Source organism: Nocardioides kongjuensis (genome assembly GCF_013409625.1).
Classification (GTDB): domain Bacteria; phylum Actinomycetota; class Actinomycetes; order Propionibacteriales; family Nocardioidaceae; genus Nocardioides; species Nocardioides kongjuensis.
The window spans coordinates 3,463,498-3,476,339 of sequence record NZ_JACCBF010000001.1 but is presented as its reverse complement, the minus strand read 5'-3'; the positions used below and the strand labels follow the sequence as shown (position 1 = coordinate 3,476,339).

Below are 12,842 nucleotides of genomic sequence, written 5' to 3'. Positions count from 1 at the left end.
CGCACCTCGCTCCACACTTCGTCATTCCGGGCTCTCGGCACAGCGCGGACAGGCGTGAGCCTCGCCCAGCCAGCCGCGTGCCTGCAGCAGGCGGGCAACCTTCGCCGCGGTCGCGCAGCCGCGCTTGAAGACCTGGCCGTCGCCGATCCGCACCGTGTGCTCGCGGACGAGCGCCGCGTCGAGGTCGCGCTCGAGGTCACGGTCCCGGGCAGTGGTCCCGTCGTGCCCCAGGCGTCCGTCGAGTTCGACGATCTGGGTCCACTCCGGGCGGCGGCCGCGGTAGACGACGTCGCGGAACATGCGCCGACCGTCCGCGCTCGACACCTCAACCTGGCGTAGCGCCGCGGGCAGCCCATGCGGCCGTTCGACCAGGGTGAGGTAGCCGTGCTCGAGGGCGGAGCACGTGCCCGTCGCGACGTCGTCAAGGACCTGAGCAAGCCATGCGCGGCGGTGCAGTCGAGGCAGTTGGTCGAGCCGGGCGCGGAGCCGCATCGCGGTCGTCCGGCGCGCCCCGCAGGCATCGGACAGCACCGCGATGGCATCGAGGTCGCGCCCGGCTGCGTCGGCCACGCGGATCACGGCGTCGTCGTACCTCCGCCGTGGAGGCGACAGGTTCCATTGCACCGCCGACTCGAAGCTTGCTGAGCGATGCACGACGACGCCCGCCGGCGAACGGATCCGTCGGTTGCGGGCCACGACGACCTCGATCGGGTGTGTCTGCGCGCCGTGCCGGCCGGGGCCCTCGTGCGCACGGATCGCGGACCGGCCCTCGAGAGCCGCCGGCCAGCAGGCGAGCACGGCCGCCCATGCGCGTTGCTGCCAGGTGAGCGGACCGGTGTGCTCGACGTAGACGCACGGGTGAACGACGGACCACTCATGTCGACGGAGCATGCGATCGATGTCGTGACGGCTCAGGCCGGCATCGAGGGCCTGGCTCCGGGAGACCACGCCGCCCTGCAGGTCGAGCAGCGCCTGGACCTGTGTGGGCACCGACCGTGGCGACAGCGTCATGGAGCACGGGTTCCCCCCTCGCCTCGATCGCACGCAGCGGCCTCGGCGGCCTGTGGACAGGATCCACGGCGTCGCCGACACGCACCTCCTTTCGAGGGGTGTGACGGCGGTCACCGGCGCGTCACCATGGGGGCATGACCGAGCTGTCGTACGCCGCCGGCGAGACCACCACACCCCTCCTCTACGAGACCATCGGGGCCAACCTCGAGCGCACGGTGGCCCGGTGGCCCGACCGGGAGGCGCTGGTCGAGGTGGCGAGCGGTCGGCGGTGGACCTGGCGCGAGTTCGACCACGCGGTGGACGAGGCGGCCCGCGGGCTGATCGGGCTCGGGATCGCCAAGGGCGACCGGGTCGGGATGTGGGCGCCGAACTGCGCGGAGTGGACGATCATCCAGTTCGCCGCGGCCAAGGCGGGCGCGATCCTGGTCAACGTCAACCCGTCGTACCGCACCCACGAGTTCGCCTACGCCGTCAACCAGTCGGGCCTGCGCCTGTTGCTCGCCGCGACCAGCTTCAAGACCAGCGACTACAAGGGCATGGTCGACCAGGTCACGGCGAGCGGCGAGGTCCCCGGCCTCGAGCAGACGCTGTACGTCGACAGCGACGACTGGCAGCGGCTGGTCGAGGCCGGCGCGGACCTGCCGGCCGACGCGCTCACCGAGCGCCAGCGCGAGCTGTCGCCAAACGACCCGATCAACATCCAGTACACCAGCGGCACCACCGGCTTCCCGAAGGGCGCCACGCTCAGCCACCGCAACATCCTCAACAACGGCTACTTCGTCACCGAGCTGATCGGGTTCAGCGAGCAGGACCGGCTGTGCATCCCGGTGCCCTTCTACCACTGCTTCGGCATGGTGATGGCCAACCTCGGCTGCGTCACCCACGGCGCGACGATGGTCATCCCCGCCCCCGGCTTCGACCCCGCCATCACCCTCAAGGCCGTCCAGGACGAGCGCTGCACGGCGGTCTACGGCGTGCCGACCATGTTCATCGCGATGCAGAACGCCCCCGACTTCGGCGCCTACGACCTCGCCACCCTGCGCACCGGCATCATGGCCGGCTCGATCTGCCCGGTCGAGGTGATGAAGCGCTGCATCAACGACATGCACATGGCCGAGGTGTCCATCGCCTACGGCATGACCGAGACCAGCCCGGTCAGCTGCCAGACCCGCGCGGACGACGACCTCGACCGCCGTACCTCGACCATCGGGCGGGCCGCGCCCCACGTCGAGATCCGGATCGTCGACCCGGTCACGGGCGAGACGGTGCCGCGCGGCACACCGGGCGAGTTCTGCACCCGCGGCTACTCGGTCATGCTCGGCTACTGGCCGCTGGGCCAGGAGGAGGGCGACGCCAAGACCGCCGAGGCGATCGACGCCGACGGCTGGATGCACACCGGCGACCTCGCCGTGATGCGCGAGGACGGCTACGCCAACATCGTCGGCCGGATCAAGGACATGGTCATCCGCGGCGGCGAGAACATCTACCCGCGCGAGATCGAGGAGTTCCTCTACACCCACCCCGACGTCGAGGACGTCCAGGTGGTCGGCGTCCCCGACGAGAAGTACGGCGAGGAGCTGTGCGCCTGGGTCCGCCTGCGTCCCGGCGCCGACCCGCTCGACGCCGACGGCGTGCGTGCCTTCGCGACCGGCAAGCTCGCCCACTACAAGATCCCGCGCTACGTGCTGCTGGTCGACGAGTTCCCGATGACCGTCACCGGCAAGATCCGCAAGGTGGAGATGCGCGAGAAGTCGACCGAGATCCTCGGCCTGGGCTGATCGCCGACCCGGCAGCAACTGACTCCGAATTCCCGCCGACCCGGCAGGAAGTGGCGCACTCCGCGCCACTTCCTGCCGGGTCGGCGTGTTTTCGGGGCTGACTTCTGCCGGGTCGGCGTGACGTCACATTCCCTTGACAATGACATCATGATGACATCACCATGATGTCCATGGACATCACGCCGTACGTCGACAGCCTCCGACGCGACCTCCTCGCCGCCGCCGAGAGCGCGGGGGAGCAGGCGCGCGAGGTGGCCGAGCGGCTCGGCTACGCCCTGGATCCCGCGGTCCGCCTCGCGGTGATGGAGGCGATCAGCCAGGCGGCGGCCGAGATCACGGCGGCGATGTCGAGCGGCGGGGTGGACGTCCGGCTCGACGGTCGCGACCTCGACTTCGTCGTGACGCCGGGCGAGGCCGAGGGGCCCGCGCTGCCGCAGCAGGTGACCGGGCCGGTGGCCGCCGAGGTGCCGGCCGACGACGAGGGGCAGGCGCGGGTCAGCCTGCGGCTGCCCGAGTCGCTCAAGGCGCGGGCCGACGAGGCGGCCGCAGGTGCCGGCCAGTCGCTCAACACCTGGCTGGTGCACCTGATCCGGGGTGCGACCAGCGACCGCGCTCTCCACGTCGACGTCGACCTGTCCAGCGTCCCCTTCGGCAACGACTTCCCGTTCGGCGGCCAGCCCGGCCGCCGGCCCGGCGCCGGCCGCCGGCTCACCGGCTGGCTCTGACCCGGTCCACGCAGCTCACCAGGAGATCCCATGAACGACCACGAACCCCTCCGCCAGGTCCTCGAGACCCCCGGCCCGGTCCGGCTCCACGTCGAGAACGGCCGCGGCCGGATCCTCGTCCGGGTCGCCGACCAGGCCACGACCGACGTCACCCTCACGGGCGCCCGCGCGGCCGAGGTCCGGGTGACCCAGGACGGTCGCCGGATCGGAGTCCACGCGCCCAAGCCGCGCAACGGCATCTTCGGCCGTGCCGACGAGCTCGACATCGAGGTCGTCGTCCCGCTCGACAGCGACCTCATCGCGCGCAGCGGCAGCGCGAGCATCACGGCCAGCGGCCGGCTGATGACCGGGCGGGTCAAGAGCGGCTCCGGCGCCGTCGTCCTCGACCAGGCCCGGACCGTCGTCGTCGACACCGGCTCCGGCGACATCAGCGTCGCGGAGGTCGACGGCGACGTCCGCGTCCGCACGGGCTCGGGTGCCGTCGACCTCGGCCGCGTCGCCGGCGCCGCCTCCGTCTCCACCGGCTCCGGTGACGTCTGCCTGGGGCAGGTGCTCGGCACCGCCGTCGTCAAGACCGGCTCCGGCGACCTCGAGGTCGGCGAGAGCACGGCCGACCTGACCAGCAAGACCGGGTCCGGCGACGTCGTCGTCCGTACGGCGCGCCGCGGCCGGATCCAGGTCAAGGGCGCCTCGACGCGCGTGCACGTCGGCATCCCCGCGGGTACGCCGGTCTGGACCGACGTGACCACCGTCTCCGGCCGGGTCAGCTCGACCCTGCCGCCCGTCGGGCAGCCGGAGCCGGGCGCCGACCACGTCGAGCTGCGCGCCACCACCGTCTCCGGCGACATCACGCTGGTTCCCGCCTGACGGGACCGCGCGGTTGACGCCGCGACGACGCGGCCTATCCTTATCGAACAAGCGTTAGATAGGGATGAGGATGAGCATGAGCGCCGCACAGCGGGTCCTGGTGGTCGGTGGCACCGGCCTGATCGGTTCGACGGTGGCGGCCGAGCTCGCCCGTCGTGGGTACGACGTCGCGGTCGCCGGCCGCCACCGGCCCGAGGAGGGCTCGCCGGCGGCGGCGTTCGCCTGGGTCGAGGGCGACTACACCCGGCCCGGCTGGGCCGACCGCCTCGCGGGCGTCGACGTGATCGTCTTCGCCGCCGCCCAGGACATCCGCCACGTCGGGCCGCACGCCTCGGCCGAGACCTGGCAGGACGTGCAGACCGCCAGCCTGCCGGCCTTCTTCGCCGAGGCCCGGGAGGCCGGCGTACGACGGGCGGTGCTCGTCGGCAGCTACTACCACCAGGTGCTGCCGGACCTGGTCGCCGCCAACGCCTACGTCCGCGCCCGCGCCGATGCCGAGGCCGGCGTCCTCGCCCTGGCCACGGAGGACTTCGTCGTGTGCGCGGTCAACCCGCCCAACGTCGTCGGCGTCGCGCCCGGCCGGGCGCTGCACGCCTTCGCCAAGATGGTCCGCTGGGCCCGCGGCGCGATGGCCGACCGGGTGCCGGACTGCGCACCTCACGGCGGCACCAACTACATGTCGGTGCACGCGGTCGCCGCGGCCGTGGCCGGTGCGGTCGAGCACGGCGAGTCCGGCCGTGCCTACCTCATCGGCGACGAGAACCTCAGTTTCCAAGGCTATTTCCAGGCCCTGTTCGACGCCGCCGGTGCCGAGCGCACCGTCGCCGTGTGCGACGACGACCATGCCTTCCTCCCCGACGACTTCCTCGTCGCCGGCAAGGGCGTGACGCTCAGCTACGAGCCCGATGCGACGGAGCAGGAGCTCCTCGGCTACCACCGCGGCGACATCGCGGACACCCTGCGTGCGATGGTCGCCGCCGTCGACGCCCTGCCGCCGCGCGCTTAGGGCGTGTCTCCCACGTCCCCGCCTGCTGCGCGGCGTTTCGCATCCGATCTGGCTGCGTCGGCGTCGCTCGAAGGGCGAACAAGCACGTCGTCGCTCCGCCGCCTTGCCGGATCGGCGCGAAACGCCGCTCGCGACGGCGCCGACGTGGGAGGCACGCCCTAGTGCGTGCCGTAGAAGACGGCGAGGTACTGCTCGGCGAGGGCGGCCGCGTCGGCCGCCTCGTCGGCGCGGTACCAGCGCACCGCGGTCCAGGTCGCGTCGCGCACCAGCCGGTACCGCACGTCCACCGGTACGTCGACCGCGAAGTCCCCGGCGTCGGCACTCTCGGTCAGCGCCCGCACCCACGCGGCCTCGATCGCGGCGCTCTGCTCGGCCACGAACTCGAAGCCCGGCTGGCCGACCAGGCGCAGGAACTCGTTCTGGTAGGTCAGGACCCACGCCGGCCGCTCGGCGATCAGGCCGAGGGCGTGCCGGACCAGGTCGCCGACCCGCTGCCGCGGCGGCGCGTCGGCGCCGACGATGGCCTCGGTCGCCGCCGCGAGGTCCGCCAGGAACTCCCGCAGCACCGCCTCGAGGAGTGCGTCCTTGGAGGCGAAGTAGTGGTACAGGCTGCCCGACTGGATCTCGGCGTCGTCGGCGATGTGCCGCACCGTCGTGTCGGCGTACCCGCGCCGGGCGAACAGGGTCGCGGCGCTGTCGAGGATCGCCTGCCGTCGTACGGCGGGGTCCTCCCGCACCCGCATCCGGCGGGCCGGAGCTGGCTCGGGCGTCACGCCGCGATCCTGCCAGAGCTCGGCTGAACCCCACCGACCCGAACCGAAACGGAGAGCACATGGACCAGCGCACCAGCATCGTCACCGGGGGAGCCGGCGGCATCGGGGGCGCGATCTCCCGGGCCCTCGCGGCGCGCGGCGACCACGTCGTCCTCAACGACATCGACCCGGACGCCGCCGAGGCCACCGCCACCACCATCCGTGACAGCGGCGGCCGCTGCACCGTCGTGCCCGGCGACATCACCCGGGACGACGTCGTCACGGCCGTCGTCGCCGCGGCGGCCGCGATCACCGGCTCGATCGACGTCCTGGTCAACAACGTCGGCGACTTCCGCCCGGCCTCGCGCGACTTCGCGCACAGCACGCCCGAGCAGTGGCAGCGGCTCTACGAGGTCAACCTGCGCCACGTCTTCACCATGACGTACGCCGTGCTGCCGCACCTCGTGGCCGGATCGTCGATCGTCAACGTCTCGACGGTGGAGGCCTACCGCGGCATCCCCGCGCACGGGCCGTACTCCGCCTTCAAGGCCGGCGTCTCCGCCTTCACCAAGAGCATGGCCGTCGAGCTGGGGCCGCGCGGCGTGCGGGTCAACGCGATCGCCCCCGACCTCACCGACACCGCCCAGACCTCGCGCGCCGCGATGCTGCGGGGTCGTGACGAGGCGCTGGTGCCGCTGTGGCTCCCGCTGGGCCGCTTCGCCGAGGCCGAGGACCACGCGGGCGTCGTCGACTTCCTGACCAGCGACGCCGCACGTTTCGTCACCGGCCACACCGTGCCCGTCGACGGCGGCACCCTGGCCGCCTCCGGCTGGTTCGGCCGTCACGACGGCAAGGGCTGGACGAACATGCCCGACCACCCCTGAGCCCGAGCCGGCTGCGTCGTCCCGGCACCGTGGCGTGACCGCCGCCACAGGTGGCTCGTTACCCGTGAGTACGCCACGGGAGGGACCACCCCATGACCGATCACGCCCTGCGCCGCCGCCTGGTGGCCGCGCTGCTCAGCACCGGCCTCGCCGCCGCCTTCGTGCTCCCGCTCGCCGGGGACGCCGTCGGTGCGGGCGCCACCCCGGCCCGCGCCGCGGCCTCGGCCCAGCAGGCCGGGGCGAACGCCCCGGTCGCGCAGAAGCCGAAGAAGTGCGGGAAGAAGCGCAAGAAGGCGAGGAAGTGCGGCAAGGCGACGCAGGCGGCCGCCACGCCCGCCCCGGCCGGAACCGCCACCGGCACCCCGGCCGGGGCCGGCGGCTCCGGGACGGCTCCCGCGGCGGCCCCGTGGACCCCGCGCCCGGCGCTCTACGGCGCCAGCGTGACCACCAAGGACATCCCGATCACGATGGACGACGGCGTGGTCCTGCGCGGCGACCTGCAGCGACCGGCCGGTGCCGACGGCAAGCCGGTCACCACCCCGCTGCCGGTCATCGTCACGATCACGGCCTACAACAAGACGGTCCTCTCGGCGGGTGCCGGCGCCACGCTCGCCGGGGCCGACCCGGGCTACCTGGTCGCGCGTGGCTACGCCCAGCTGACCGTCGACGCCCGCGGCACGGGCGGGTCCCAGGGGCAGTGGGCCGCGTTCAGCGCCCGCGAGGGCAAGGACGCCGGTGCGATCGTCGAGTGGGCGGCCTCCCAGCCGTGGAGCAACGGCAAGGTCGGCATGACCGGTGCGTCCTACATGGGCATCTCCCAGCTCTTCGCCGCGGCCCGCAAGCCCCGGGGACTCAAGGCGATCTTCCCGCAGGTCCCGGCTGCCGACGTCTACCGCGACGTCGTCGCCTCCGGCGGCCAGATCGACGTCGGGTTCATCCCGCTGTGGCTCGGCCTGGTCACCGCGACCGGCGTGATCCCGCCGGCGTACGGCCTCGAGGAGCCGCAGGCCGGCTTCACGATGGCACTCGACCACCTGATGGCCGGGCTCGACTTCACCCTCCCGCTCGCCACGCAGGCGCTGCTCGGCGGCGACCCGGCGTACGACGGGCCGTTCTACCGGGAGCGCTCGCCGATCGAGGTGCTCGACGACGTCACCGTCCCGACCTTCCTCGTCGGCGGCGAGTTCGACCTCTTCCAGCGCGGCACCCCGCTCGTCTTCGAGCGGCTCCAGCAGCGGGGCATCCCGACCAAGCTCATCCTCGGCCCGTGGGACCACCTGCAGGGCTCGGCCGGAGCCGAGGTCGGCAAGGCCGGCTACGGCTCGCTCGCCGAGCTGCAGCTGCGGTGGTTCGACCAGTACATCAACGGCATCGACGGCCGGCTCGACCAGATCGCCCCGCTGACCTACTACGAGCAGGGCTCCGGCTCCTGGGTGCGCAAGGCGAGGTGGATCGACAGCGACCTGTCCGCGCGCAGCTACGCGCTGTCCGGCGACGCCGTGGTCGGCGGCAGGGCAGGCGTCCTGACCACGGGTACGCCGACCGCCGGGGCCGCCGTCGTACCGCCGATCCCGGTCACGGGACTGTGCACCCGCTCGGCCAACCAGTGGACCGCGGGGCTGCCGAACACGCTGCTCAAGGACCTGCCCTGCTTCCGGGACAACGCGCTCAACGACCTCGGCGGCGTCACCTTCGACACCGCGCCGCAGGCGGCCGACGTGCACTTCCAGGGCCCGCTCAACGCGCGGCTCTACGTCTCGACGCCGACCGGCGACGGGATGCTGTCGGTCGCCGTCGAGGACGTCGCGCCCGACGGGACGGTCACCCGGATCAGCGGCGGTTGGCAGACCATCGCGCACCGCAGGCTCGACGAGAGCCGTTCGCGCTACCTCGACGGCCAGCTGCTCCAGCCGTACCACCCGTTCACCCGGGAGGCGAAGGAGAAGCTGCCCGCCGGCCAGGTCGCGCCCGTCGACGTCGAGATCTTCCCGACCGGTGCCGTGATCGCGAAGGGGCACCGGCTGCGGATCGCGGTCCAGGCGTTCGACGTACCGCACCTGCTCTCGCCGGTCACCGACCTGGCCGCTCAGCTGGTGCCGGTCACCGTGCACACCGGGCCGCAGTACCCGTCGGTGCTGACGATGGCGGTGCGCTGAGCCGCTGCTCTACAACCCGCCCGGGCGGCGGGCCAGGGTGCTCGCGAGCGCCGTGGCCGCCGCCCGGACCGCGTTCTGGTGGGCCTCGGGCCGGAACCGGCCGACCGGGCCGGTCACGCTGATCGCCGCCACTGCGGTCGCGCCGTCGGTGTCGAGCACCGGCGCGGCCACGCACAGCAGGCCCGGTGTCGACTCCTCGCGCTCGAACGCCAACCCGGTCTCCAGCGCCCGCTCCAGCTGCTGCTCGAGCAGGCCGGGCGCCACCACCGTGTGCGGCGTACGACGAGCCAGCGGGCCGGCCAGCACCGCGGCCCGCACCGAGGGCTCGGTGTGTGCGAGCAGCACCTTGCCGATCGCGGTGCAGTGCATCGGCATCCGGCCGCCGGTGCGCGAGGGGCTGCGGGCCTGGCGGTGGCCGCCGATCTTGGCGACGTAGACGACCTCGGTGCCGTCGCGGACGCCCAGGTGCACGGTCTCGTGGGTGCGCTCGTAGAGGTCCTGCAGGAAGGGCATCGCCATCTCGAGCAGGGTCCGCTCGGTGGCCGCACGCATGCCCAGCTCGAAGAGCCCGCCTGCGAGCCGGTACCCGTGGTCGGTCTTCTCCAGCAGCCGGTGGTGGACCAGGTCGCCGGCGACCCGGTGCACGGTCCCCTTGGGCAGGCCGGTGCGCCGGACGAGCTCGGCGAGGGGGAGCAGCCGGTCCTCGGGCCCGAAGGCGCGGAGCAGGGCGACCGCCTTGCCCAGGACCGTGTCCAGGTCAGTCACCTCCACAGCGTACCGGTGAGTGGAACGCCCGCATGGCGGGCGGCAGCCGCAGGCCCGAGAGTGAGCACCATGACCGAAGCTCTCGACCTCGACACGGCCGTCCGGGCGGCCGCCGAGCGCCTGCACACCGCGCTGGTCGACAACCAGCCCTGCGCACCGATCCGCGACCTGATCGGCGACCGCGACATCAACCTCGCCTACGCCGTGCAGCAGCAGCTCAACGCGCACCGCCTCGCCGCCGGCGCCACCGTCGTCGGCCGCAAGATCGGCGCGACCTCGGAGGCCGTCCAGAAGCAGCTGGGCGTCGACACCCCCGACCTCGGCGTGCTCTTCGACGACATGGAGTACGACGCCTCCGCCCCGATCGACATCAGCGGCCTGCTGCAGCCCAAGGTCGAGGGCGAGATCGCGTTCGTCCTCAAGGCCGACCTCGCGGAGGGCGACCTCGACCTCGACCAGGTCGCCGCCGCCGTCGACTACGCCGTCGCCGCCATCGAGGTGTGCGACAGCCGGATCGACAACTGGGACATCAGCTTCGCCGACACCGTCGCCGACAACGCCTCCGCCGGCGGCTACGTGCTCGGCACCCAGCGTCGTGCCCTCGACGACTTCTCGCCGAAGGACGCGGCCATGGCCATGACCGTGACCGGCCAGGACGACTCGGTCGGCACCGGCGCCGCCTCCCTAGGCGACCCGCTCGTCGCCCTGCAGTGGCTGGCCCGCCAGGCCCGCGACCTCGGCGACCCGCTGCGTGCCGGCCAGGTGGTGCTCTCCGGCGCCCTCGGCCCGATGCGTCCCGCCGCCCCCGGCGCCGACGTCGAGCTCAGCATCGACGGACTCGGCTCCGTCGCCATCAGCTTCAGCAAGAAGGAGTCCTGACATGACCGCCCAGACCGGCAAGACCAAGGTCGCGATCATCGGGTCCGGCAACATCGGGACCGACCTGATGATCAAGATCCTCCAGACCGCCCAGCACGTGGAGATGGGGGCGCTCGTCGGCATCGACCCCGACTCCGACGGCCTCGCCCGCGCCCGCGACCTCGGCGTCGCGACGACCCACGAGGGCGTCGAGGGCCTGATGGCCCTGCCCGGCTTCGACGACATCGAGATCGTCTTCGACGCGACCTCGGCCAAGGCGCACCTCCACAACGACGCGCTGCTGCGCCCGCTCGGCAAGCGGCTGATCGACCTCACCCCGGCCGCCATCGGGCCGTTCGTGATCCCGGCCGTCAACATCGACGAGCACCTCGACGCGCCGAACCTCAACATGGTCACCTGCGGCGGCCAGGCCACCATCCCGATCGTGGCCGCGATCTCCCGCGTCGTCCCGGTCGAGTACGCCGAGATCGTCGCCTCGATCTCCTCGAAGTCCGCCGGCCCGGGCACCCGCGCCAACATCGACGAGTTCACCGAGACCACCTCGGGCGCGATCGCGCAGGTCGGTGGCGCCAAGCGGGGCAAGGCGGTCATCATCCTCAACCCGGCCGAGCCGCCGCTGATGATGCGCGACACCGTCTTCGCGCTCGTCCACGCGCCCGACCCGGCCGTGCACGACGAGATCCGCGCGAGCGTCGAGAAGATGGTCGCCGACGTGGCGGCCTACGTCCCCGGCTACAAGCTGGTCCAGAAGGTCCAGATCGCCGAGATCCCCGCCGACCAGCCGGTCGAGACCCTGCTGGAGCCCGGTTCCGAGCGGCCCACCCACCAGGTGTCGGTGTTCCTCCAGGTCACCGGTGCCGGCCACTACCTCCCGGCGTACGCCGGCAACCTCGACATCATGACCTCGGCCGGCCTCCAGGTCGCCGAGCGGATCGCTGCTGCTCGCGACAACAAGGAGGCCGCGCTGTGAGCACCCCCGCCGAGAAGACCAAGATCTTCGTCCAGGACGTCACCCTGCGCGACGGCATGCACGCGATCCGGCACCGGATCTCGCCCGCCGACGTGAAGCGGATCGTCGTGGCCCTCGACGAGGCCGGCGTCGACGCTCTCGAGGTCGCCCACGGCGACGGCCTCGCCGGCGGCTCGGTCAACTACGGTCCCGGCTCGCACACCGACTGGGAGTGGCTCGAGGCCGCCGCGTCGGTGCTCAGGAATGCCCGCCTGACCACCCTGCTGCTGCCGGGCGTCGGCACCGTCCACGAGCTCAAGCGGGCCTACGACCTCGGCGTGCGCTCGGTCCGGATCGCGACCCACTGCACCGAGGCCGACGTCTCCGCCCAGCACATCGCGGCCGCCCGCGAGCTCGGCATGGACGTCTCCGGCTTCCTCATGCTGTCCCACATGGCAGAGCCCGAGCAGCTCGCGCAGCAGGCCAAGGTGATGGAGTCGTACGGCGCCCACTGCGTCTACGTCACCGACTCCGGCGGCCGGCTGACCATGGACGACGTCGCCGCGCGCGTGCAGGCCTACCGCCGCGTCCTGGACGCCGAGACCGAGATCGGCATCCACGCCCACGAGAACCTCTCGCTGTCGGTCGCCAACTCCGTCGTCGCCGTCCAGAACGGCGTCTACCGGGTCGACGCCTCCCTCGCCGGCCACGGCGCGGGCGCGGGCAACTGCCCGATCGAGCCGTTCATCGCGGTCGCCGACCTGATGGGCTTCGAGCACGGCTGCGACGTGTTCAAGCTGCAGGACGCCGCCGACGACATCGTCCGCCCGCTCCAGGACCGCCCGGTCCGGGTCGACCGCGAGACGCTGACCCTCGGCTACGCCGGCGTGTACTCCTCGTTCCTGCGCCACGCCGAGCGCGCCGCCGAGCAGTACGACGTCGACGTCCGCGACATCTTGATGGAGTGCGGCCGCCGCCGCCTCGTCGGTGGCCAGGAGGACATGATCGTCGACATCGCGCTGACGATCGTCGCCGAGCGGGAGGCGGCCCTCGAGGGTGCCGCGGTCTGA

Annotated in this window: 12 protein-coding genes; 9 read left to right on the top strand and 3 right to left on the bottom strand. The window is 72.6% G+C overall.

From position 1 onward, the window contains the following. Positions 1–21 precede the first annotated feature (21 nt). A complete protein-coding gene (locus BJ958_RS16770; RefSeq protein WP_179728064.1) occupies positions 22–1,011 on the bottom strand; it encodes a type IV toxin-antitoxin system AbiEi family antitoxin domain-containing protein in 990 nt (329 codons plus the stop codon). Between the two features lie 134 nt (positions 1,012–1,145). On the opposite strand from BJ958_RS16770, the gene BJ958_RS16765 reads away from it, so the two are divergent. The 4 genes from BJ958_RS16765 (at position 1,146) to BJ958_RS16750 (ending at position 5,387) form a co-directional block, all read left to right on the top strand. Continuing rightward, positions 1,146–2,789, top strand: coding sequence for an AMP-binding protein (locus BJ958_RS16765; RefSeq protein WP_179728063.1), 1,644 nt, complete (start codon positions 1,146–1,148; stop codon positions 2,787–2,789). Positions 2,790–2,959: 170 nt separating this feature from the next. Continuing rightward, entirely contained in the window at positions 2,960–3,514 is a 555-nt protein-coding gene (locus BJ958_RS16760) for a toxin-antitoxin system HicB family antitoxin (RefSeq protein WP_179728062.1), read from the top strand. Positions 3,515–3,544: 30 nt separating this feature from the next. Beyond that, complete coding sequence (locus BJ958_RS16755; RefSeq protein ID WP_179728061.1) at positions 3,545–4,381, top strand: DUF4097 family beta strand repeat-containing protein; 837 nt, start codon at positions 3,545–3,547, stop codon at positions 4,379–4,381. Positions 4,382–4,457: 76 nt separating this feature from the next. Next, entirely contained in the window at positions 4,458–5,387 is a 930-nt protein-coding gene (locus BJ958_RS16750; RefSeq protein ID WP_179728060.1) for an NAD-dependent epimerase/dehydratase family protein, read from the top strand. A gap of 158 nt (positions 5,388–5,545) precedes the next feature. On the opposite strand, the gene BJ958_RS16745 is transcribed toward BJ958_RS16750, so the two are convergent. Then, positions 5,546–6,160, bottom strand: coding sequence for a TetR family transcriptional regulator (locus BJ958_RS16745; RefSeq protein ID WP_179728059.1), 615 nt, complete (start codon positions 6,158–6,160; stop codon positions 5,546–5,548). 59 nt (positions 6,161–6,219) lie between these two features. Between BJ958_RS16745 and BJ958_RS16740 the strand changes: the two genes are divergently transcribed. Further along, positions 6,220–7,023 carry an SDR family NAD(P)-dependent oxidoreductase gene (locus tag BJ958_RS16740; protein ID WP_179728058.1) on the top strand — a complete coding sequence of 268 codons (804 nt, stop codon included), beginning with the start codon at positions 6,220–6,222 and terminating at the stop codon, positions 7,021–7,023. Positions 7,024–7,115: 92 nt separating this feature from the next. Beyond that, positions 7,116–9,179 carry a CocE/NonD family hydrolase gene (locus BJ958_RS16735; RefSeq protein WP_179728057.1) on the top strand — a complete coding sequence of 688 codons (2,064 nt, stop codon included), beginning with the start codon at positions 7,116–7,118 and terminating at the stop codon, positions 9,177–9,179. Positions 9,180–9,188: 9 nt separating this feature from the next. Here the strand turns inward: BJ958_RS16735 and BJ958_RS16730 are convergent, their stop codons facing one another. Further along, on the bottom strand, positions 9,189–9,944 hold the full coding sequence (locus tag BJ958_RS16730; protein ID WP_179728056.1) for an IclR family transcriptional regulator domain-containing protein: 756 nt from the start codon (positions 9,942–9,944) through the stop codon (positions 9,189–9,191). Positions 9,945–10,013: 69 nt separating this feature from the next. On the opposite strand from BJ958_RS16730, the gene BJ958_RS16725 reads away from it, so the two are divergent. From BJ958_RS16725 to dmpG, 3 genes are read left to right on the top strand one after another with little or no spacing between them, the layout of a single operon-like run. Continuing rightward, on the top strand, positions 10,014–10,823 hold the full coding sequence (locus BJ958_RS16725; RefSeq protein WP_179728055.1) for a 2-keto-4-pentenoate hydratase: 810 nt from the start codon (positions 10,014–10,016) through the stop codon (positions 10,821–10,823). A 1-nt stretch (position 10,824) separates the two neighbouring features. Next, positions 10,825–11,793, top strand: a complete 969-nt coding sequence (locus BJ958_RS16720) for an acetaldehyde dehydrogenase (acetylating) (RefSeq protein WP_179728054.1) — start codon at positions 10,825–10,827, stop codon at positions 11,791–11,793. Then, complete coding sequence (gene dmpG, locus BJ958_RS16715; protein WP_343052711.1) at positions 11,790–12,842, top strand: 4-hydroxy-2-oxovalerate aldolase; 1,053 nt, start codon at positions 11,790–11,792, stop codon at positions 12,840–12,842. The genes BJ958_RS16720 and dmpG overlap by 4 nt, the downstream gene beginning before the upstream one ends.

Coding starts and splice junctions, on each gene's coding strand:
- BJ958_RS16770 (WP_179728064.1), bottom strand. CDS start 1,011: ATGACGCTGTCGCCACGGTCGGTGCCCACACAGGTCCAGGCGCTGCTC.
- BJ958_RS16720 (WP_179728054.1), top strand. CDS start 10,825: ATGACCGCCCAGACCGGCAAGACCAAGGTCGCGATCATCGGGTCCGGC.
- BJ958_RS16760 (WP_179728062.1), top strand. CDS start 2,960: ATGGACATCACGCCGTACGTCGACAGCCTCCGACGCGACCTCCTCGCC.
- BJ958_RS16725 (WP_179728055.1), top strand. CDS start 10,014: ATGACCGAAGCTCTCGACCTCGACACGGCCGTCCGGGCGGCCGCCGAG.
- BJ958_RS16735 (WP_179728057.1), top strand. CDS start 7,116: ATGACCGATCACGCCCTGCGCCGCCGCCTGGTGGCCGCGCTGCTCAGC.
- BJ958_RS16755 (WP_179728061.1), top strand. CDS start 3,545: ATGAACGACCACGAACCCCTCCGCCAGGTCCTCGAGACCCCCGGCCCG.
- BJ958_RS16750 (WP_179728060.1), top strand. CDS start 4,458: ATGAGCGCCGCACAGCGGGTCCTGGTGGTCGGTGGCACCGGCCTGATC.
- BJ958_RS16765 (WP_179728063.1), top strand. CDS start 1,146: ATGACCGAGCTGTCGTACGCCGCCGGCGAGACCACCACACCCCTCCTC.
- BJ958_RS16740 (WP_179728058.1), top strand. CDS start 6,220: ATGGACCAGCGCACCAGCATCGTCACCGGGGGAGCCGGCGGCATCGGG.